The sequence below is a fragment of the Halopseudomonas sp. genome, assembly GCF_036961105.1.
Taxonomy (GTDB): domain Bacteria; phylum Pseudomonadota; class Gammaproteobacteria; order Pseudomonadales; family Pseudomonadaceae; genus Halopseudomonas.
Genome location: NZ_JBALWW010000004.1, coordinates 1 through 20,938, shown reverse-complemented (window position 1 = coordinate 20,938; position 20,938 = coordinate 1). Strand labels below are relative to the sequence as shown.

At 59.0% G+C, this 20,938-nt stretch carries 16 protein-coding genes; 5 read left to right on the top strand and 11 right to left on the bottom strand.

Translation table 11 applies throughout. The features are described from left to right. Nucleotides 1-140: 140 nt before the first annotated feature. Nucleotides 141-932: a lipopolysaccharide core biosynthesis protein gene (locus V7756_RS06475; RefSeq protein ID WP_335609339.1), complete on the bottom strand. Its 792-nt coding sequence runs from the start codon at nt 930-932 to the stop codon at nt 141-143. Nucleotides 933-1,251: 319 nt separating this feature from the next. Here V7756_RS06475 and V7756_RS06470 point away from each other — a divergent pair, with 319 nt between their 5' ends. Further along, nucleotides 1,252-1,974: a hypothetical protein gene (locus V7756_RS06470; RefSeq protein WP_335609338.1), complete on the top strand. Its 723-nt coding sequence runs from the start codon at nt 1,252-1,254 to the stop codon at nt 1,972-1,974. Nucleotides 1,975-2,090: 116 nt separating this feature from the next. Next, a complete protein-coding gene (locus V7756_RS06465) occupies nt 2,091-3,242 on the top strand; it encodes a hypothetical protein (RefSeq protein ID WP_335609337.1) in 1,152 nt (383 codons plus the stop codon). 7 nt (nt 3,243-3,249) lie between these two features. Here the strand turns inward: V7756_RS06465 and V7756_RS06460 are convergent, their stop codons facing one another. The 10 genes from V7756_RS06460 to glnE all read right to left on the bottom strand — a co-directional run bounded on the left by V7756_RS06460 (nt 3,250) and on the right by glnE (nt 15,377). Beyond that, nucleotides 3,250-4,308: a polysaccharide pyruvyl transferase family protein gene (locus V7756_RS06460; RefSeq protein ID WP_335609336.1), complete on the bottom strand. Its 1,059-nt coding sequence runs from the start codon at nt 4,306-4,308 to the stop codon at nt 3,250-3,252. 50 nt (nt 4,309-4,358) lie between these two features. After that, entirely contained in the window at nt 4,359-5,777 is a 1,419-nt protein-coding gene (locus V7756_RS06455; RefSeq protein WP_335609335.1) for a lipopolysaccharide kinase InaA family protein, read from the bottom strand. Next, nucleotides 5,774-6,550, bottom strand: a complete 777-nt coding sequence (locus V7756_RS06450) for a lipopolysaccharide kinase InaA family protein (RefSeq protein ID WP_335609334.1) — start codon at nt 6,548-6,550, stop codon at nt 5,774-5,776. The genes V7756_RS06455 and V7756_RS06450 overlap by 4 nt, the downstream gene beginning before the upstream one ends. Then, nucleotides 6,547-7,293 (bottom strand): lipopolysaccharide kinase InaA family protein, encoded by a 747-nt coding sequence (locus tag V7756_RS06445; RefSeq protein ID WP_335609333.1) that lies wholly within the window; start codon nt 7,291-7,293, stop codon nt 6,547-6,549. Before V7756_RS06445 ends, V7756_RS06450 begins: the two co-directional genes overlap by 4 nt. Next, nucleotides 7,290-8,105 (bottom strand): lipopolysaccharide core heptose(I) kinase RfaP, encoded by an 816-nt coding sequence (gene rfaP, locus V7756_RS06440; protein ID WP_335609332.1) that lies wholly within the window; start codon nt 8,103-8,105, stop codon nt 7,290-7,292. Before rfaP ends, V7756_RS06445 begins: the two co-directional genes overlap by 4 nt. Further along, nucleotides 8,102-9,223: a glycosyltransferase family 4 protein gene (locus V7756_RS06435; protein WP_335609331.1), complete on the bottom strand. Its 1,122-nt coding sequence runs from the start codon at nt 9,221-9,223 to the stop codon at nt 8,102-8,104. The genes rfaP and V7756_RS06435 overlap by 4 nt, the downstream gene beginning before the upstream one ends. Further along, nucleotides 9,223-10,284, bottom strand: a complete 1,062-nt coding sequence (gene waaC, locus V7756_RS06430) for a lipopolysaccharide heptosyltransferase I (RefSeq protein ID WP_335609330.1) — start codon at nt 10,282-10,284, stop codon at nt 9,223-9,225. Before waaC ends, V7756_RS06435 begins: the two co-directional genes overlap by 1 nt. A gap of 3 nt (nt 10,285-10,287) precedes the next feature. After that, nucleotides 10,288-11,334 (bottom strand): lipopolysaccharide heptosyltransferase II, encoded by a 1,047-nt coding sequence (waaF, locus tag V7756_RS06425; RefSeq protein WP_335609329.1) that lies wholly within the window; start codon nt 11,332-11,334, stop codon nt 10,288-10,290. 94 nt (nt 11,335-11,428) lie between these two features. Continuing rightward, the gene (locus V7756_RS06420; RefSeq protein WP_335609328.1) at nt 11,429-12,352 is read right to left on the bottom strand and encodes a branched-chain amino acid transaminase; all 924 of its coding nucleotides are present in this window, start codon (nt 12,350-12,352) and stop codon (nt 11,429-11,431) included. A 76-nt stretch (nt 12,353-12,428) separates the two neighbouring features. Beyond that, entirely contained in the window at nt 12,429-15,377 is a 2,949-nt protein-coding gene (glnE, locus tag V7756_RS06415; protein WP_335609327.1) for a bifunctional [glutamate--ammonia ligase]-adenylyl-L-tyrosine phosphorylase/[glutamate--ammonia-ligase] adenylyltransferase, read from the bottom strand. 292 nt (nt 15,378-15,669) lie between these two features. On the opposite strand from glnE, the gene aceE reads away from it, so the two are divergent. The 3 genes from aceE (at nt 15,670) to V7756_RS06400 (ending at nt 20,752) form a co-directional block, all read left to right on the top strand. Beyond that, complete coding sequence (gene aceE, locus V7756_RS06410) at nt 15,670-18,327, top strand: pyruvate dehydrogenase (acetyl-transferring), homodimeric type (protein ID WP_335609326.1); 2,658 nt, start codon at nt 15,670-15,672, stop codon at nt 18,325-18,327. An 11-nt stretch (nt 18,328-18,338) separates the two neighbouring features. Then, nucleotides 18,339-20,024, top strand: coding sequence for a dihydrolipoyllysine-residue acetyltransferase (gene aceF, locus V7756_RS06405; RefSeq protein ID WP_335609325.1), 1,686 nt, complete (start codon nt 18,339-18,341; stop codon nt 20,022-20,024). Between the two features lie 269 nt (nt 20,025-20,293). Continuing rightward, nucleotides 20,294-20,752, top strand: a complete 459-nt coding sequence (locus V7756_RS06400; protein WP_335609324.1) for a ferritin-like domain-containing protein — start codon at nt 20,294-20,296, stop codon at nt 20,750-20,752. Nucleotides 20,753-20,938 lie beyond the last annotated feature (186 nt).

The following is a 20,938-nucleotide window of genomic DNA, read 5'->3' as shown; positions in this document are numbered from 1 at the left end:
GAAGCAGTGCGGACGGCTTTAGCGGCAAGCGCCAACAGCGATGATATCCTCATAGCTGTAGGCTGCACTGCAACTAGCCAGCAGCCCCCACGCTGGGGCGAGCAACCGGTAGGAAAGAGGCTCGAAGCATCAAGAACAGACTAGTGCAGACACGCCGACAGATCATCGAGCGACAGGTGCGGAACCACGGACGAAGGCAATCGGCTGTTGTTCGACATGTTGAATACTTCGAATTTGCCGGGTGAGACAACTTTCTCTGCCATCAGGCGAAAACTGGGCAGAATGTACTCGTCGAAATCCTTGTCGAGGGTACTCGGCATGGCTTCGTCGCCCTGCTCATAAAACCTCCCGGAGGACGGATTGAGGTCGACGCCCAGCAGAAAGGCTTTATTGAAGCCCAGATGGTATGCCAACTGCAAAGCGGCCACTGGAACAGTACGAGAGCCAAAATAGCCCTTGGCCATATTGGTGCTAAAGCCCACTCGGTTTGGCTTGGCATGCAATAAGGAAAAATAGCTGTGCAGGTGTGGATCGTTACGAATGGACCAGGCGAATCGTCGGTCGGAAATAATGGCACGCCGGTTCCGACGGTTTACTCTCGACATAAGAAACAGGTGCTTGTTTCTTAGGCAGTCGGGCGCCGTCGCCGACATAGCGGCGTAGCAGTCAGCGGTCATAGCAGTAGATTCGGCCTGGGTAACACCTTTTTTCGCCAGCACGGCGCGCGATTCAATAAAGTCTGGATCATCGCAAAGATAAAAGCTGGGCCGGATGGAATCAGCTTCACATTTCAGTATCGAGCCATTCATGGCGATGACGGGCACCGAGGGGAACTCATGCAACGGAAACTCGGCTGCCGACGGCCCTGAAGCGAGTATGAATACAGGGCCGCTTTCACTTTGAAAATTGTGCTCAAACGAATCAAATAGCAAATCTGCTCCCTCTTGTCTGCCTTCACCGATAGTTGCTGGCCTGGCGAACTTCCTAGAGCGTTAATTTTTGCAGGCTAGCTTTTGGTTCGACTAGCAATACGCCAGATGGTTGCATGAGAAATCAACACAATCGCGCTCACTAGCCTGCACAACAAAGCTATTCGACCCTTTACCCAGCAACTTCGCCACCTAATCCCAAACGCAGGTTACAGAGCCAACTGAGCAGCGGATTGGCTCTAGCCAGGACGATTGCTCCCTTGATCAGAGCAGGCAGGATATACTCGACCCTTACCCATCCTTACAGGAAAGGATCTTGCTCTTGAGTCTGGGACTATTACGCAAGTACAAAACTCAGCTTAAAGCTCGCCTGCAAGGCGAACTGAGATACTGTTACTACAAGATGATTTACAGAAACCCCGGCCGGCCTGGCAAGGAGTTGCTGATCAATATTTCGGATATAAGAATGGTCATCAACGACAGATGGCTTTCGAGACAAAGTTCGGAATACCGAAGGATATACAAAGCAACTAACAGCGTAATAGGAGGTGAGTTCTGGGAGCACGTTAAACCTGTAACCGGCAGGAACGTGAAACTCCTTGGGTTCCGCGAACATTTCCTCATGGGCGTTGCATGGCAAGACACCTCGCTGTTCAAACACTACGCGCAGGAATTGCTGGATAAGCCCAGCGTTCAAGGCTGTAATGACCTGAATGCGCTTATTAGGCTATATGAAGGCAAATACGATTCGCTATATCAAAAATTGGCGGTCGAGGGGATCAAATCTGCGCGTCACGACGCAGGCATAGAGCCGATCTACATTTACATACATGCCGATGGAAGCTTTGTTTATACCTCTGGCGGAAATCATAGACTCAACATGGCCAAGGTGCTTGGTCTGAAAAACATTCCTGTCCTGGTCCGTGGAAGACATCTTCAGTGGCAACGAATACGTGATGAATACAAACTATCGGGCCACTCGGCCTTCCAACAGAAATACCCATCGCTGGTAGGGCACCCCGACCTTCAAGATTCGACGCCCTAACGCCTGAGCCCACCCCAGCCCAGCCCGAGGGATGCTCCGGCAAACTGCTTGTTGCTCTGGAATTACTGCAAAGAGTGGCGGTCATAGACTATCTTCACCCTTTCTGGAATTAATCCATGCCCCCCAGCACAACCGCTCTTACCGTCAGCACGGTTTTCAACCAGAACGAGATCAAGCTGCAAACCGACTGCTTCGAAATTGATTTCAAGGTGCAGGGGCGTGAGGACTTCACCGGCATCAGCAATACATTTGCGCTTTGGATATGTCTACCCATCGCCATGAGCATGAACCGCGACCTGCATATCCTCGGTCAGGTAAGCCCGACTGCCCTGGCGAACGCGAAAAAGCTCGTTGAGATCTGGTTCTCTTGGCGGCCAGGCTTGTTCCATTTCATCAATGTGACGGCCGAACATGTTCAAGAGACAACATACGCCCAACAGCAAGGAGAGCTGATGCTCTATTCGGGCGGTGCGGATTCAACCTACGCGCTGATGACCCATTACCTTCAGCACGGCAACAAGGTAGCCGCCCTGACCATTCACGGCATGGACTACGATGCGCAAGACGCAGTGCGCTTCGACGCTCTGATGACCAAAACCCGGCCACTTCGTGAGCTGGCGATAAATGAGCATTACACCATTACCTCCAATGCCGCACAGACCATGGCGCGTTACGGAATACGCGGCGACTGCGGACACGGCTTTCAGTTGTTTGGCTCGCTGTTCCTTTTTGAAGACAGATATCGCAGTGGCAGCATCGCAGCCGACTGCACAAGACAGATCGAGATGCTCATCTCTCCCTGGGGTACAAGTTCGCTGACAAACCCCTTGTTTGCCAGCAGCCAGTTTCACATCAACACTCTTGATCTCGAACTGGGGCGCCCGGAAAAGCTGGCAGCGCTCAGCGAGAACGAGATGGCCTTAGGCTGTGTCAGCTTCTGTAAAAAGCGAGATGTGCGGCCGGAGAACTGCGGCGTGTGCTCCAAGTGTAGCCGTAGCAAGGCCATGTTTCTTGCAGAAACGGGGAAGATTCCCGATATGTTTCTGGATAACAGCTTCAGTGAAGATATGCTTCTGGATATTGATTTGAGCAATCGTGGGGAACGGGGTTCAGCCATGGACCTGCTCAGCTCAGCCGCGCGCAATAACAGATTGTCGCTGTTTCCCCAGCTCACCGCGCGGCTCTGCGCTAGCCCTCCGCGCAAAACCTGGTTGGCTCGTCAGCGCGCACGCTGGGCCAAGCGAATCAAGAAACTCAATAAAGGCTGACGCCGGACTACCTCTTCTGTGTTTCTTTGGCTAAACCGGCAATGCCAGCAAACATTCGCCGGGCGGCCGCCAGCGAATCAGCCAGAAACTCCTGAAGACGCTCCCTTTCTTGCTCGCTGTAGGGCGACGAGGCTAGTCTGACCAGGCCCTGCGAATAGTCGTCGCACAGGCGGCCAGCCAACCCGGCCTGCTCAAGCAGACCTTCAATCTTATGGGTGTTCGAGCCTAACGCCATAAATGGCGTTCCGGTGATCATGCACAAGGTCACCATATGAAAGCGCCCGGTCACCACACCTTCAGCAGCGCTGATGGTATTGAGAAACTCCGCTGTGGATTGCACGGAATACCGCCAGCGCAGCCGTCCCAATCCTTTGGAAGAGGAAGCATCAGGGTGGCGCAGCCTACTGCTGAACCTGTGACGCCACATTTTGCTGTTGGCCTTAAGGCTCTTGAAAAAGAAACGACGCTCATTCCCCAGTCGCAGCGCAGGGATGGTGCGGATGCTCAGATAACGAACATTCTGCTCAACGGGGAGCCGATCCAATGCCTGCCATAACTCTTGCTGAATCGGCTTGAGTACGCTGCCGTTGACGATCAGCCCGTGACGAGGAACAAGTGGTATCTCGGGACGAAATGTCAGCGTCAGGTCCGGCACCACTTCAGACGAAACGCCTGACAGGGCGAGCTCCGCCTTGCTCAAGGGGTCACGCACATAAATGCGTGAAAAATCCCTGGCGAACTCGATCAACTGCTGGTTGTTCTGCCACACCGAATTAACCAGCACACAGGGAATTCCCAGCTCGTCACAATGGCGCGCCAAGCGCCCAAGCATCATGGCCGCAGGCGCATCATCATGCATGGTGCCCTCACCATTGACGATACACAGATCTGCCTCGGCAATACGCTCAAGCAGAAAACCGTCCTTAGCCCAATCATGCCGAACCGGTGAGGCGTGAGCTATATGGATGCCAGCCTCCGCCGCCAGCACCCTTATTTGCCTGATCACCAACTGACAGCCATGGTGATCATCGTAGGAGGTATCGTTAAACAAAATTGCCCGCAGCACGCGTCATCCTCCAAAGAAATCTTTCGCCCGATCTCTAGAACTAGAGAGCCTCAGGGCAACTGCGCGTCCAACCATCGCGCCAACGGGCTATCGGCTGGCCAATTACGTATGAAGCGAGCCCGGTCTCGCGCCCAGGCCTGTCGCCAACTCGTTTCGCTGTGATGCTGTTGCATGGCATCCAGGTCAATCAGTATCACCTCACCCTGTAACCACAGCAGGTTGGTGGCTTTGAAGTCGCCATGACTGATGCGCGCGGCAACCAGTTGCTCGAAAGGCTTGAGCAGGGCTTTGGCGGTATTCTCATCCGGAGACTGGTCGCCGAACGGACCAAAATGCGCCAGCAGGTCTTCGCCTTCATAGTATTCGGTAATCAACCAGGCCTGGCGCCGCAGCGGGCCGAAGCGGCTTTCAATCATCGCCAGCGGCGCTGGCGTAGCGATGCCAAGAAACTGCAGACGATGCGCCGCCAGCCAGGAATGCCACGCCCTGCTCGGACGCCAGAAGCGCTTTAGCCAGTGACCAAAACCTTTGATGTTGTAGCGTTTTACCACCACTGGAGCGCCGGAAGTCTGCGCTTTGACTACCGTGCTACTGCCGCCATCCTTGAGCAGCGGTTGCGCAACAAAAAGCTGATCAGGGTTGGCCAGTAATGTGGTCAACCGCTCGGTCTCGGAGCGCACCACGGCGGTGAATCGCGCCCAGCTACGCGCCACTGAAAACTGTGTGCAGTCGCGCAGACTTTTGCTCAGGTAGTCGTTTTGCCGCTGGCGGCGGACGGTGCCTATGCTGACGCTCAAGGTGTCCGGGTTCAGTGCGATCGGATTGTGCTGCAGATATTGGATCAGTAGCAGGTCGGTGAATTCATCCCAGTCCGGCGGTAATTGCGCAAAAAAGATCGCCAGGTTCTGTTGCGCCTGGTCTGCGCTCAGCGGCTGACCAGGGCTGAGCACCGCGACCGCATCGCCGTCGATCATGTACAGCCGGTCACCCTGTTGCAGAAAGTTACCCAGATGCAGATCAGTTTGCATCAGCCCCTTGCTGTGCATGTGACCAATAATCGACAGCGCCTGCCCCAGCAAATCCATGGCCTGGGCCCCACCCGGTTGATGCGCAGACAAGGCATCCCAGCGTTGCTGTAGCGAATCGGCATCAAGCAGAAACTCGCTCAGCAGATAGCGACCGCCGCCTTCAATGCTGCCCTCGGCCAGCAGCGCTGGAGTACTTATCTGTTGTTGCTGCAAGGCCGTTACACCCAGGCGTTCGCGCTCACAATGCCGTGCGGCACCGCCGCCGATGAATAACTTGAGCAAGACGGGGCGGCCCTCATGTCTCGCCAGCCCCACCAGACGCTTGCCAGGCAGGATCCGCAGCCACCGCTCTACCAGCAAGGTATTACCCTCGTCCAATGGCAGCTGCATTGGTAACCGCGGCTCGCGCCCGGCTTGCTGCAACTCAGTCGTCAACGTCACTTTTTGGCCTCCTTGCTGGCCCGGCGCGCCACCAGCCGCCGCACCAGTTTCTTGCTATCGGCGTCAAGACGACGCTGACCCATATAAGCCAGCACAAAGCGCAGACGTTGCGTTCGGGTGGGCGCTTCACTGTAACGATTGAGCACATCCAGGTCACGTATGAAGCTGTGCTGCGCAAACCAGGCGCGGTGCGTATTCTCAAGGTCGATCAGTCGGGCTCCGGCGCCATCACCGTGCAAGCGGAGAAACACATGCTGAGGATGCAGCCGGTTATGCGTGATCCCGGCGTTATGCAGCGCACGCACCAGCGCCCCACAGGCTTGTATAAGGGTAATACTCTGGTTCAAGGGTAACTGCTGCCAGCCCTCATACCATTGATCCAGCGAGGCATAGCCGTCCAGCGCCCGCGTCATCAGGATAGCCTGCCGCTGCCCCTGCTCTTCACGGCAAGCGAAAAAAGCGGCCTCCAGAGCGGGTATGCCCAAGCGGGCATATTGCTGCGCCGCTCGAAACTCGCGCGCAAATGTGGGCTCTCCCAAAGGCGACTTGAGCGTTCGGGTGCAGTGATTCTCTTGCCGCTTAAGGTAGAAGCACTGCAGATCACCATTAACGTCGGTCAGCTCGAGCCGGTGTACGCTGCTCCAACCCGCGCCTTCTCGCGTGTCCTTCTCTACGGTTGACAGGGCCAAGGCCCAGAGCGCGGCAAAACTGTCCAAACCATGGCGGCTAAGCACCTCGCGCGCATTCACAGCTACAAAAGGAGGACTGCTCATTCTCTGCCTGCAAAAAAGTGGACGACGGCCCGAATGCGCTTCTTGTCATCAGCATTCAGCGTGGACTTGCCAAGATAGACCTTGAAGAAGGCCATTCTCTGGGTACGGCGCAGGTGCCGCTTGCCCAGTTTATCCAGGCAAGCCAGATCCTTGATGATTCGATATTGCAGCATCGGCCCCCACCAAAAGGTCCCCGCGGGGCAATCAATCATGTGCACCTTGGCTCGGGGTCGCTCGTCCACCAGAATATTGCGCCACTTCAAATCGTTATGAGTAAAGCCGTGCTCGTGCATCATCCGCGTTGCGTAGGCGATCTGGCGAAAAACATGCGCCACCCAAGCCGAGTCTTGCAGGCGTGCATCAGCACTGCGTGCCAAATCGGCGAGATCGCGCGTGGCGGCCAGCTCTTCGGTGATCAGAGCGCCCCGCATAAAGGCACCATTGTGACGCTCCGAACCAAAGGCCACCACCGGCGCGGTGGGTATACCCCAGGCCTGAAAGGTCAGCAGGTTTTCCCACTCCGCCTGGATACGCGAGCGACCAACATAACGCCGTAGATTCTTGCCGGCTTCGGTGTAGCGTTTCAGATAATAAAAACGATCGCCCACCCACACCTTGTGCACGCTGCTGATGCCATCCTGGGTGATAACCTTGCCCTGCAGTGCAAATACCGAGTCCATATCGGCAAATAGCCGCCCGCTATCCCCGGTCGCGTATTCGGGGTTCAGAGTCCAGCGCTTCATGGCGTGGCTTGGGGGGCGTACTTGCGGGCGAACCGTGCCTGCAGCTTGGCTGCCTTGCGCTCAAGCGCTTGCAACAAGGGCGCTTCACGTTTCAACACTTCGCGCAGCGGCAACGCGAAGTAGCTACGCAGAAAGCGCAGCTTGTCGCCGCGGGTGAGACCGATATTCAGGGCAGAAAAATACAGTCCGGCCAGGTCCTTGTTGCGCCAGCGTAATGGCACCTGAGGACGTATCTGCGCACGGTGCAGATCGATGATCGACAACGGCACCTGAGAGGCGGTGATGGGTTGATCGGTGTGCAGCAGAAAATGACAGATATAGCAGTCGCGGTGGTTCACGCCCGCACCGTGCATCTGCCGCGTCATCTGCGCCACGCGCTCGATCAGTGCGCGCTTGAGAACTGGCGCAGGCGGCTCCTGCAGCCAGTTGACGCTGTAGTCTTCCAGACTGATGGTAGGCGCGAGCTCCTCGGTGATGATAAACGAGTGCTGCCCTGCCGGATTGCGCCCGCGCTCGCCAAAGGCAACCGCAGTCATGGTGGGTACGCCCGCCTGCTGCAGCGCGGCTATGGCTTGCCATTCCTGGCCCGCGCCCAGCACCGGCGCCTTGAGTGTGCTCCAGTTTTTGAGTATTTCCGCCCAGCCAACACCGCGGTGGATCTTCACGAAGTAGCCCTTGCCCTGTACTTCGGTGCGCACCGTGCGCCTGGCCTCCAGCTCACGAAAAATCTCGCCGTCCAGCCGTTCGACTTCGACAAAGGGGTCGCGGCCGGCCCACAGGCTGGCGAAGGGTTCTTTCAGCGTCACAGTCACGCTGCTTCTCCCAGAATGACGTCTGCGGCCCGCTCGGGCAGGCTGTACAGGTCGTGCTGGTCGGCGAAGCGAAGCGCGTTGGCCTGCCAACTCTGCCGCAGATCAGGATCGTTCAGCATATCGCTCAGCATTCTGTTCAGGGTGTCCTGGGAAAAGGGTGAGGGTACTACCAGGCCGCAGTCGGCCTCTTCGATATAGTGAGCATAGCCGCAGACCTCGGTTACCAGAATCGGCAGGCCCGCAACCAGCGCCTCCAGCAGCACCGTACCCGTATTCTCATTGTAGGCAGGGTGAATCAGCAGGTCGGCGCCCAACAGAAAGCGCGGTACATCGCTACGCCCCTTGAGGAACTCGACCCGTTCGGCCACCCCCAGCGAACGCGCCAGCCGTTTGAAGCTTGCCGCGTCATCCTGTCCGATCACCATCAACCGGGTGCGCCGCTGCAAGTGCGCTGGCAAGGCGGCAAGCGCCCGAATGGAGCGGTCCAGCCCTTTGGTAATAAAGCCCGAACCGATCTGCACCAGTAGCAGCTCGTCATCGGCCACCTTGAATTCTTCACGAAACGCGGCGCGTACCTCAGCTGCGTTCGCCGGCGCGCGGCGGTCCGGCGAGATACCGGGCGGCAGCATGTGAAAGCGCTCCAGCGGCGTGCGGTAATGCTTGGTAAAAAGCGGCAGCTGCACATCCGAAATCATCAGGATCTCGGTGCCGACTGCAGGCGAAAACACGGCCCGCTCGTAGGCGGCAAAATGCCGATAACGGCCGGTGTGGCGATACAGCGCGCTGCGCAGGGTCTGCGCCTTGTCTTCAAAGCAGGGGTCAGCGGCGTAATACACATCAAGCCCGGGCATCTTGTTGAAACCCACCACCCGATCGACAGGACGCCTGGCCAGATCAGAGGCCACCCAAGCCGTGAATTTTTCGTTACGCCGATGGTTGCTCAGCGCCTTGACCGGCACCATGACCACGTCAAACCCGGCCGGCACCTCGCCGTCCCACTTCAGTGTATAAACCCGGATGCTGTGACCTCTGGCCTGGCACACCTGGGCAATACGCAGAAAATCGCGCTGCAGGCCGCCAAACGGGAAATACTTGTAGAGCACAAAGGCCAGTTGCATCAATCAGCTCTCTTTGCAGACATTAAGGTGTGCAGCTGCGCTAGCACGCGCTCGGGGTTCAGGCGAGTAAAGCATAGCGGTTGCTCGGTGCTCAGGTCGAACTGCCGCGCGTCCGCCGGCGTGGGCTGATAGGTACATACCTTGCGCAGACAGGGCGCGCAGGCAAAGTCACTGGCCAAATGCCGTTGAGCGCGGCCATAGGCGCCGGTAAAACCCGGATTGGTTGGCCCGAACAGTGACAGCGTCGGCACATCGAGCGCTGCAGCCAGATGGCCCAGCCCGGTATCGACCGCCACGCAGGCCTTGGCGCCAGCCAAAACACTGGCCATGCCTGCCAGCGGCAAGCGTGGCAATACCTGTACCAAGCCCAGGCCCTCTGCAATGCGCTGCGCTCGAGCCTGCTCTTCAAGGCTGCCCCAGGGCAGTTTGACCTGCACGCCAAGCGCGCTGACCCGCTCTGCCAGCTCGCGCCAGTAACGCTCCGGCCAATGCTTGGTGACCCAGGTAGTCCCGTGCAGGAAGACCACGTACGCCGGTGATTCCGCATCACTAGCGACCGTGGGCGGCGTCAATCCGTAATCGCCCAGGCCTTCAGGTACGTTATAGCCCAGCGCCTGAGCAAACAGCTGGCGCGTACGCTCCACGGCGTGCTGCCCCCAGGGCACATTGAGCTTGCGCTGGTAAAAGCGGCTGGCAAGCGGCTCACGGGCTGAATCCTTGTCCAGCCCCGCCACCGGGCCTCGCGCATAACGGCTTAACCAGGCGCTTTTGAGCAAACCCTGAGCATCAATCACCAGATCGTACTGGGTCTCGCCGATGGCGCGTTTGAAGGCGCGCCACTCGCCGCTACGCAGGGTTTGCCACAAATTCTTGCGCCAGCGCCGCACCGCTACCGGAATGACGCGGTCTACGGCCGGATGCCAGGCTGGAATTTCGGCAAATCCCTCCTCTACCACCCAGTCGAAGCGAATGCCGGGAATCGCGCGCGCGGCGTCGGTCAGCGCCGGGAGGGTATGAATTACGTCACCCAGCGACGTGGTCTTGATTACCAGCACACGCATGGGTTAAAGATCCTGCGGGTCGTGCAGAATATCGCCGACCATCTGATCCAGCGCGGCAATCACCTGGGATGGCGGCAGGTCACGCAGGCAGTTGTAATGACCGAACCGGCAGGTACGATCAAAGCATGGACTGCAGTCCAGACCCAGGCGCACGGTTGCCACCTGTTCAGCCAGCGGCGGGGTGAAACCGGGGGAAGTCGAACCGTAGATGGCTACCAGAGGACGATTCAAGGCTGCCGCCACGTGCATCAGGCCGGAATCATTGCTCACCACCGCAGCGGCACAGGACAACAGATCTATTGCCTCCGCCAGGCTGGTTTCACCCGACAGGTTGACCGCCTCTTCCCTCAGCCCCGGAATCAGCCGCGCACGAATCTGCTCGCCTACGGCGTGATCATTTTTCGAGCCGAACAGCCACACCTGCCAGCCCTGGCGAATTTTTTCTTCCGCCACCTTGGCGTAGTGTTCGCTCGGCCAGCGCTTGGCTTCGCCAAATTCAGCGCCCGGGCACAGTGCCAATACCGGACGATCCAGCTCCAGCCCGAAGCGCGCCAGCGCAGCCGCACGCGAGTTGTCTTCAATCCGCAGGGCAGGATTGGGATAAGGTTTGGGCAACGCGGCGCCCGGAGCATAAGCGAGCGCCATAAAGCGCTCGATCATCAATGGATAACGCGCCTTGTCGAGCACCCGCACATCATTGAGCAGACCATAGCGCATCTCGCCGCGCCAGCCGGTACGCACAGGGATGCCGGCAAAAAAAGGCACCAGTGCAGACTTCAACGAATTGGGTAGCAAGATGGCCTGGTCGTACTGGCCTGCCAGTTCGCGGCCGATACGGCGGCGGGTAGCCAGCTCCAGTGATCCATGGCCTAGCGGAAAACTCAACGCCTGCCGTACCTCGGGCATGCGCTCCAGAATCGGGCGACTCCAGTCCGGCGCCAGCACATCAATCTGGCAGTCCTCGCCGTGCTGCTGTTTCAGGCAGACGAACAGGGTCTGCGCCATCACCATGTCGCCTACCCAGCTCGGTCCTACAATCAGAATTTTCATAAGCGGCAAGCCTCAAGCTGCAAGCTGCAAGAACTCCAAAGGCGGCAAAAAGTCGATCCCGACAGCTTGCCGCTTGTGGCTTGCAGCTTGCCGCTTACTTGACCAGCGTCCGCCACTCGGCGTGTTCAGCGGTCTGACCGGTAACCAGATCAAAGTAAGCTTTCTGCAGCTTTTCGGTAACCGGACCGCGGCGACCTTCGCCGATCTGCCGACCATCCAGCTCGCGAATGGGCGTGACCTCGGCAGCGGTACCTGTGAAGAAGGCCTCATCAGCGATATAGACTTCATCACGGGTGATGCGTTTCTCGATGATTGGCACGCCAAACTGAGCAGCCAGCGCCAGCACTGTGGCCCGGGTAATGCCGTTCAGGCAGGCCGTCACTTCCGGCGTGTAGATGGTGCCGTTCTTGACGATAAAAACGTTCTCGCCAGAGCCCTCGGCAACGTAACCTTCCGGGTCCAGTAGTAGTGCTTCATCGGCACCGGCCGATACCGCTTCCTGCAATGCCAGCATGGAGTTCATGTAGGCGCCGCTAGCCTTGGCGCGGGTCATGGTGATGTTGACGTGATGGCGAGTAAAGGAGCTGGTGCGAATCTTGATGCCGCGCTCCAGCGCCTCTTCGCCCATGTAGGCGCCCCAATGCCAGGCGGCGATGGCCACATGCACCTTGAGATTGTCGGCGCGAATGCCCATGCCTTCGGAACCGTAGAACACCAGAGGGCGAATGTAAGCGGTCTCCAGGCCATTTTCACGCACCACGGCGCGCTGGGCTTCGTTCAACTGTTCCTTGGTGAACGGAATCTTCATGCCCATGATGTGGGCCGAATCAAACAAGCGATCGGTGTGCGCCTGCAGACGAAAAATCGCAGTACCGTCTGGCGTGTTATAGGCACGAACGCCTTCAAATACGCCCATGCCGTAGTGCAGTGAGTGCGTGAGCACATGCACGTTGGCCTCACGCCAGGGGATCATTTCACCATCAAACCAGATAACACCATCACGATCGGCCATCGACATAGCAGCCAGCTCCATATTCTCTATTCTGTCAGTCTTGCGTTCTTGGTTCTGCCTGAGCGCTCCAGTACGCCTGCCCTCACGCAGAGGGGTCAGGCTCTGGGGTCGGCAGCATCTGCTGCCATAGCTTGATGACTCCATGACGGAAATCATGAAACTGGTCGCCGCTTACTTTGCCCGGCTGCTTTTGCAATGCCAGGCGATGAGCCGCTGCCCGGTAGGCTTTGTAAGCCTCCTGCAGGCGGTGCACGTCGTCGCCAGCGATCAGGCCGGCGGTCTGCAGCTCATCAAGAATCCTGATGTTATCGGTGTAGCGTAGTAATTCGGGGTACCGGCACGACCAGGCCAGAACCGCATATTGCACCATAAATTCGATATCAACGATACCTCCAGCATCCTGCTTGAGATCAAACAGCCGCTCGGCGGTGAAGGCATCTGCGGCAGTACCCGCGCCGGTCGCTGCGGTGCCCAGGTTGTCGCGCATTTTCTGCCGCATGAGCGTCACCTCGCGGGCCAAGGCTCTTTCGTCCTGCGGACTGCCCAGCACTTCGGCGCGCAGCGCGGCAAAGCGCTCGGTCAACTGCGCACAACCTACCAGCGGCCTTGCGCGCACCAGCGCCTGATGCTCCCAGGTCCAGGCCTCCTCACGCTGGTAGCGCGCAAAGGACGCCAGTGAGCTGACCAGCAGGCCAGAGTCGCCGGAGGGCCGTAGCCGCATATCCACCTCGTAGAGCGCACCCGAGACGGTCTGAGTATTGAGCATATGAATGATGCGTTGGCCCAGGCGGGTAAAAAACTTGCTGCCATCGATAGGCTTGGCGCCGTCGGTTTCCGATTGCGGATCCCCATCGTGAATAAACACCAGATCCAGGTCGGAGCCATGGCCCAGCTCGATGCCACCCACCTTGCCGTAACCCACCACGATAAAATCAAGTTCGCAGCGCGACCCATCGGCACGCGCAGGCTGACCATGCCGCGAAACCATTTCACGCCACGCCAGTTTGAGCACCTGCTGCAAAATAGCCTCGGCGATCCAGGTCAGGTAGTCGCTCACTTTCATCAGCGACAGGGTGCCGGCAATCTCGGACGCGGCTACCCGCAGCACATGGGCGCGCTTGAAGTAGCGCAGGGTTTCCATCTGTTGTTCAAGGTCATCCTCGGGAATGCGCAGCAATTGCTGACGCAACTCGTCGGCCAGCTCATCCGGCTCCGGCGGTCGATACAGGCGGCCAGCATTAAGCAATTCGTCCAGCACCACCGGGTATCGGGTAATCTGCTCGGCGATCCAGGGGCTGGCGGCGCACAGCACCAGCAGCTCGCGCAGGGCACCGGGGTTCTCGGTCAGCAACACCAGGTAGGCCGAGCGCCGCGCCACGGCTTCGATCAACGGCAATACGCGCTCCAACGCCAGATCGGCATTATCCTGTTCGCAGGCCATGGCCAGCAGGCGCGGCATGAAGCCGTCCAGACGCTCGCGCCCGGCGCGCTGCATCGCCTTGACCCGCCCGGAGGCAAGCAGCGAGTTGAGCCTGCGCCAGGCCGCTTCGGCATCGGTAAAGCCGGCGGCGCTCAGTTGCTCCAGCGCCTGGGCTTCATCCAGGGTACCCTCCCACAGCGGCAGCCAATCAGCATGCGGCGCGGCAGGCTCGGCCTCATCCTCGTCTGGGTCGGCGATCACGCCGGCAAAATGCCGGGCCACAGTCGCCCGCTCTCGATCCAGCCGTTCGCGAAACGCCGCCCAATCGGCGAAGCCCAACATGAAGGCGATGCGCGCCTGGCCGAGCGCGTCGGTCGGCAGCATCTGGGTTTGCCGATCATCTACCGCCTGCAGGGCGTGCTCGGTATCGCGCAGGAAGCTGTAGGCGGTACTCAGCTCTTCCACCGCAATGGCCGGAAGATAATCATTGGCAGCCAGGGTTTGCAGCACACCCAGTATGGGCCGTTGCTGCAAGGCGCGGTCGCGCCCGCCGTGAATCAACTGGAACGCCTGGCCGATAAACTCCACCTCGCGTATACCGCCGGAGCCGAGCTTGACGTTGTCCTGCAGGCCCTTGCGCTGCACCTCGCGCTGGATCATCTGCTTCAGACTGCGTAGCGCATCAATAGCGGCAAAATCGAGATAGCGTCGATAGACGAAGGGCTTGAGCAAGGCCTGCAGCTCGGCGCCGGCAACCTGATCGCCGGCGACGACCCGCGCCTTGATCATGGCGTAACGTTCCCAGTCACGCCCCTGGCTCTGGTAGTACTGCTCCAGCGCATCAAAGCTGAATACCAGCGCGCCGCTGTCACCGTAGGGTCGCAGCCGCATATCCACACGAAACACGAACCCGTCCACCGTGGGCGCATCCAGCGCCTTGATCAGCTTCTGCCCCACACGGATGAAAAATTCCTGATTGGACAGGCTGCGCCGCCCACCCTGGGTCTCGCCAGGCTCGGGATAAGCGAAGATCAGGTCAATGTCGGATGACAGGTTGAGCTCGAAGGCGCCCAGCTTGCCCATGCCCAGCACCACCATGTGCTGGGGTGTACCCGCCGCGCTACGCGGTTGACCAAGGGAGGCGCAGGTTTGCAGGTAGAGCCATTGATAAGCTTCATCGATACAGGCGTCGGCCATGTCCGACAGATCGCGCGTAGTCTCCCCTAGCGCTGCCTGGCGGGTCAGGTCACGCCAGATAATGCGTACCTGCTGCATCTGACGAAACCGGCGCAAATGCTGCGCCAGCTCTTCCTCGTTATTTACACCCCGCAACTCCTGTTGCAGCAGGCTGCGCATCTCACCTTCGCGCAGGGGGCGCAACAAACGCTGATCTTCCAGCAGACGCCATGCCAGGTGAGGATCCCGGCGCAGCTGCTCGGCCACATAATCACTGCCCGCCAGCACCTGCGGTAGTTGCTGCGCAAAGTCGTTGCCCAGTTCGTTCAGACGCGAAGCCAGCTCCGCCCCCTCCAGAGCGGCGCGCCACTGCGCCAGATGATGATCCAGAGTAGGACGCAGGGTATCGGGGAGCAACGGCAGAGAATGGGGCATGGTCTATCCTGTACAAAAACCGAAACGGCAGCTTGCCATGATGGCGAGCAGCAGGAAAGCACGGCCAGCGGCGACCGCTCAGTCATAATGTAGCAAAGCTACATAAGAGCGCATGAAGGGGTAGATAAAGCCGCAATTTTGTAGTAAAACTACAAGAACAATTTCAGTCAACCCGTGTCACAACACCCACAGGTGTTAGCGAACGCTGCGCACGGCCTGCCGACAATCCATCGACTTGCGGCAGCCTTGCGCCTTCCGGCACTTGCAGGACCCACAAGGTCTGGAGACCACAATGAAGCAAGACGATATCGATCCGCTTGAAACCCAGGAATGGCTCGATGCCCTGGAATCCGTACTCGACAACGAAGGTGAAGACCGCGCGCACTACCTGATGACGCGCCTTGGCGAGCTGGCCAGCCGCACCGGCACTCCCCTGCCCTATGCCATTACCACGCCCTATCGCAACACCATTCCGGTGACCCACGAAGCCCGCATGCCCGGCGACCTGTTCATGGAACGCCGCATTCGCTCGATGGTGCGCTGGAACGCGCTAGCCATGGTGATGCGTACCAACCAGCAGGATCCGGACCTGGGCGGCCACATCTCTACCTTTGCCTCCAGCGCCACCCTGTACGACATCGGCTTCAACTACTTTTTCAAGGCGCCTACCGAAGAACACGGTGGCGACCTGGTGTTTTTTCAGGGCCACGCCTCGCCCGGCATCTACGCGCGCGCCTTCATGGAAGGTCGCATAAGCGAAGAGCAGATGGATAACTTCCGTCAGGAAGTGGACGGCAAGGGTCTATCCTCCTATCCGCACCCCTGGCTGATGCCCGACTTCTGGCAGTTCCCGACTGTTTCCATGGGCCTTGGGCCGATTCAGGCAATCTACCAGGCACGCTTCATGAAGTATCTGGAGCACCGCGGTTTTATCGAACCGGGCAAACAGAAAGTCTGGTGCTTCGTCGGCGACGGCGAGACCGATGAGCCGGAATCGCTGGGCGCCATCGCCTTGGCCGGCCGCGAGAAGCTCGACAACCTGATCTTCGTCATCAACTGCAATCTGCAGCGCCTCGACGGCCCGGTGCGTGGTAATGGCAAGATCATTCAGGAACTCGAAGGCAGCTTCCGCGGCGCCGATTGGAACGTGATCAAGGTCATCTGGGGCCGCATGTGGGATCCACTGCTGGCCAAGGACGACAACGGCTTGTTGCAACAGCGCATGGAAGAGGCGGTCGACGGTGACTACCAGAATTACAAGGCCAACGACGGTGCCTACGTGCGCGAGCACTTCTTCGGCACCCGTCCCGAGCTGCAGGAGATGGTGAAGGACCTCTCGGACGCGGAAATCTGGAAACTCAACCGCGGCGGTCATGACCCTTACAAGGTGTATGCGGCCTATCACGACGCAGTGCACCACGAAGGTCAGCCGAGTGTAATTCTGGCCAAGACCATCAAGGGTTACGGCACCGGTGCCGGCCAGGGACAGAACACCGCACACAACACCAAGAAAGTTGATATCGACAGCCTGAAGACATTCCGCGACCGCTTCGATATTCCGGTCAACGATGACGAGCTGGAAAAACTGCCCTTCTATAAACCCGAGGAAGGCAGCGCCGAATACAAGTACCTGCATTCGCGCCGCGAAGCCCTGGGTGGCTACATGCCGCAACGCCGTGTGGAAAGCACGCGCGTGCCCGTGCCGCCGCTGGATACGCTGAAAGCGATTCTGGATGGCAGCGGCGACCGCGAAATCTCCACCACCATGGCCTTCGTGCGCATTATTTCCCAGCTGGTGAAAGACAAGGAACTCGGCCCGCGTATCGTACCCATAGTGCCGGACGAAGCCCGCACCTTCGGGATGGAAGGCATGTTCCGTCAGCTCGGTATCTACTCCTCGGTGGGTCAGCTGTACGAGCCAGTCGACAAGAATCAGGTGATGTTCTACCGCGAGGACAAGAAGGGCCAGATTCTCGAGGAAGGCATCAACGAAGCCGGTGCGATGTCCAGCTGGATTGCGGCCGGCACCGCCTACAGCACGCACAACCAGCCGATGCTGCCGTTCTACATCTTCTATTCGATGTTTGGCTTCCAGCGCATTGGCGATCTGGCCTGGGCCGCCGGTGACAGCCGCGCCAAGGGCTTCCTGATCGGCGGCACCGCCGGGCGTACCACGCTCAACGGCGAGGGCCTGCAGCACGAAGACGGCCACAGCCACATTCTTGCCAGCACCATCCCCAATTGCCGCAGCTACGATCCGACCTACGGCTACGAGCTGGCGGTGATCATCCGCGAAGGCGCGCGGCGCATGATGGAAGAGCAGGAAAACGTCTACTACTACCTGACCGTGATGAACGAAGCCTACGAGCAACCCGCCATGCCCAAGGGCAAGGAGGTGCAGGAAGGCATCATGCGCGGCATGTACCTGCTCGACTCCACCGGCAAGCCGGGCGACCTGCATGTGCAATTGTTGGGCAGCGGCACCATTTTGCGGGAAGTGCGCGAAGCGGCCGCCATCCTCAAGAACGATTTTGGCGTCACCGCCGATATCTGGAGCGTCACCAGCTTCAACGAACTGCGCCGTGATGGCCTGGCCGTTGAGCGCCAGAACCGCTTGCGCCCGACCGGCAAGAAGCAGCTCACCTTTGTAGAGCAATGCCTGGAGAAACGCAGCGGTCCAGTAGTTGCCTCGACCGACTACATGAAGCTCTTCGCCGACCAGATCCGCCAGTGGGTACCGGGCAACTACAAGGTGCTGGGCACCGATGGCTATGGCCGCAGCGACAGCCGACGCAAGTTGCGCCAGTTCTTCGAAGTGGATCGTCACTGGGTGGCCTACACCGCCCTGAGTGCCCTGGTGGAAGACGGCAAGCTCAAGCCCAAGGTGCTTACCGATGCGCTCAAGACGTTCGGTATCGACCCTGACAAAACCAATCCACTGGACTGCTGAGGAGCGACGGTATGAGTGAAGTCATCAAAGTACCCGACATCGGCGGCGGTGAGGGTGAAGTCATCGAGATTCTGGTCAAGGAAGGCGACACCGTCGAGGCCGAGCAGTCTTTGCTGGTGCTCGAATCCGACAAGGCCAGCATGGAAGTCCCGTGTCCCAAAGGCGGCGTGGTCAAATCCATCAAGGCCAAGCTGGGCGATACGCTGAAAGAAGGCGATGTGCTGATCGAACTGGAAAGCGCCAGCGACGATAAGGCCGATGCCGGCAAAGCCAAGACCGAGGAGCCCGCGAAAACGGCCTCCCAGGAAAACGACAAGACCGAGCAGAAAGCCGAGAAATCAGCGCCCGCAGCCGAGCCCAAGGAAAAGAAAGCGGCTGCCAGCAAAAGCGAACCCGTCAAAGTGCCCGACCTGGGCTCCGATGGCGGCGCCAAGGTAATCGAGATTCTGGTCAGCAAGGGCGACAAGGTCGAAGCCGACCAGTCACTGCTGGTACTGGAGTCCGACAAGGCCAGCATGGAGCTGCCTGCCCCCTTCGCCGGGGTCATTGAGTCGATCGAGGTCAAGCTGGAGCAGGATGTGAAGACTGGCGACCTGATCATGCATATGCAGGTTCAGAGTGAAGCTGACGACAGCAGCGAAGACGAGTCAGCACCCAGCGACGCCAAAGCCGAGGCGGCAAGCAACGAAGCCGCCGCCAAGGATGACAACGCGGCAGCGCCAGCTGAAAGCAAGGAACCGGAGGCAGCCTCGCCACCGCCGGTCGGCGGGCCCAGCCGCGAAGGCGCCAAAGTGCATGCAGGCCCCGCCGTGCGCATGCTGGCCCGCGAGTTTGGCATCGATCTGGTCGACGTCAAACCCTCAGGCCCACGTGAGCGCATTCTCAAGGAAGATGTGCAGAAGCACGTGCAGGCGGTGATGAAACAGCAGAAAGCCGCGCCTGGCGCTGCTGCGGGCGGCTCGGGCATTCCGGCTGTGCCAGCGGTCGATTTCTCACGCTTTGGCGAAATCGAAACCAAGGACATGACGCGTCTGCAGCAGGTGGGTGCAGCCAATATCCACCGCAGCTGGCTGAATGTACCGCACGTTACCCAGTTCGATCTGGCCGACATCAGCGCGCTTGAGGTCTTCCGCAAGGACCAGAAAGCGGCGGCGGAAAAGGCCGGCGTCAAACTGACCATCCTGCCGTTCCTGCTCAAGGCCTGTGCGCATGTACTGAACGAGCAACCCGGATTCAACGTCGCCCTGGCGCCCAATGGCAAACAGCTGATCCAGAAGAAGTACGTGCACATCGGCTTTGCCGTGGACACGCCGGACGGCCTGCTGGTGCCGGTCATTCGCGATGTCGACAAGAAGAGTCTTCTGCAACTGGCAGGCGAAGCGGCCGAGCTGGCCGAGAAGGCGCGTAACAAGAAACTGGGCGCCGACGCCATGCAAGGCGCCTGTTTCACCATTTCCAGCCTGGGTCACATTGGTGGTACCTACTTCACGCCCATTGTGAACAGCCCGGAAGTGGCGATTCTTGGCGTGTCCAAGGCCACCATGCAGCCGGTGTGGGACGGCAAGGCTTTCCAGCCGCAGCTGATGCTGCCGCTGTCGCTGTCTTATGATCACCGCGCTATCAACGGGGCCGCGGCCGCGCAGTTCACCAAGCGCCTCGGGGAGCTGCTCGGCGATATTCGCTCAATGCTTTTGTAAACCTGCCCCTACGAGCGGTCACTCGACCTTCCCGGCAAGCCACGACTTGGTTGGGAAGGCCGAGCGCCATCTCGACCAAGGCGCCAAGCCTCACCTCCAGGCCGGGATGGAACCCGGCTGTCGCAGTAAAATCCCCTCTGAGCTTTACGCCTGGGGCCGTCGAGTAATACCGCGCCCCATGTGCCAATAAAAAATCACTTGAACGAATTTCTCCCGCGCCCAGTCAACTGATGTGACACCCATCAGTACTACTAGCAGGAGCTACGTTCATGACTACCGATTCAAAAAAAGTGATCTCCACACTGAACGACCTGATCGAAACCAGCAAGGATGGCGAAGAGGGTTTTCGTGTCTGCGCTGAGGACAGCAAGCGCGCCGATCTCAAAACGCTGTTCAACCAGCGCGCGGTAGAATGCGGCAAGGCAGCGCAAGAGCTTCAGGCTATTGTTCTACGTTTGGGCGGCGATCCGGAAGACTCAACCAGCATGGCTGGCGACATGCACCGCCGCTGGGTAGATCTGAAGTCCATGATCACCGGCAAGGATGACGAGGCCATTCTGAACGAATGCGAGCGCGGCGAAGATGTAGCCAAGAAAAGCTATCGCGAAGCTCTGGAAAAGAACCTGCCAGAGGATATTCGCCAGGTTGTGCAGCGTCAGTATGACGGCGTGCTGCGCAATCACGACCAGATCAAGTCGCTTCGTGATGCCGAGCGTGCGCGCAGTTAAATAGGGCGCTATCGCAAGGTTGTAGCAACAACGCAGAGGCGAGCCCATGGGCTCGCCTCTGTCGTTTTGCTTCAGACGTAACAAAAAAAGGCGGCGCAGAAGCGCCGCCTCAGATCGCTGACAAACCCCGTCCATTTTGGATGGGGTTTTGTTTTTTATAGGTTCTGCCAGCCTCGTCCGCGTTAT

What these genes read in the sequence shown, in the direction of transcription:
- V7756_RS06465 (WP_335609337.1), top strand. Translation starts at nt 2,091, where the DNA reads ATGCCCCCCAGCACAACCGCTCTTACCGTCAGCACGGTTTTCAACCAG.
- V7756_RS06450 (WP_335609334.1), bottom strand. Translation starts at nt 6,550, where the DNA reads ATGAGCAGTCCTCCTTTTGTAGCTGTGAATGCGCGCGAGGTGCTTAGC.
- V7756_RS06445 (WP_335609333.1), bottom strand. Translation starts at nt 7,293, where the DNA reads ATGAAGCGCTGGACTCTGAACCCCGAATACGCGACCGGGGATAGCGGG.
- V7756_RS06435 (WP_335609331.1), bottom strand. Translation starts at nt 9,223, where the DNA reads ATGCAACTGGCCTTTGTGCTCTACAAGTATTTCCCGTTTGGCGGCCTG.
- waaC (WP_335609330.1), bottom strand. Translation starts at nt 10,284, where the DNA reads ATGCGTGTGCTGGTAATCAAGACCACGTCGCTGGGTGACGTAATTCAT.
- waaF (WP_335609329.1), bottom strand. Translation starts at nt 11,334, where the DNA reads ATGAAAATTCTGATTGTAGGACCGAGCTGGGTAGGCGACATGGTGATG.
- V7756_RS06420 (WP_335609328.1), bottom strand. Translation starts at nt 12,352, where the DNA reads ATGTCGATGGCCGATCGTGATGGTGTTATCTGGTTTGATGGTGAAATG.
- glnE (WP_335609327.1), bottom strand. Translation starts at nt 15,377, where the DNA reads ATGCCCCATTCTCTGCCGTTGCTCCCCGATACCCTGCGTCCTACTCTG.
- aceE (WP_335609326.1), top strand. Translation starts at nt 15,670, where the DNA reads ATGAAGCAAGACGATATCGATCCGCTTGAAACCCAGGAATGGCTCGAT.
- aceF (WP_335609325.1), top strand. Translation starts at nt 18,339, where the DNA reads ATGAGTGAAGTCATCAAAGTACCCGACATCGGCGGCGGTGAGGGTGAA.
- V7756_RS06400 (WP_335609324.1), top strand. Translation starts at nt 20,294, where the DNA reads ATGACTACCGATTCAAAAAAAGTGATCTCCACACTGAACGACCTGATC.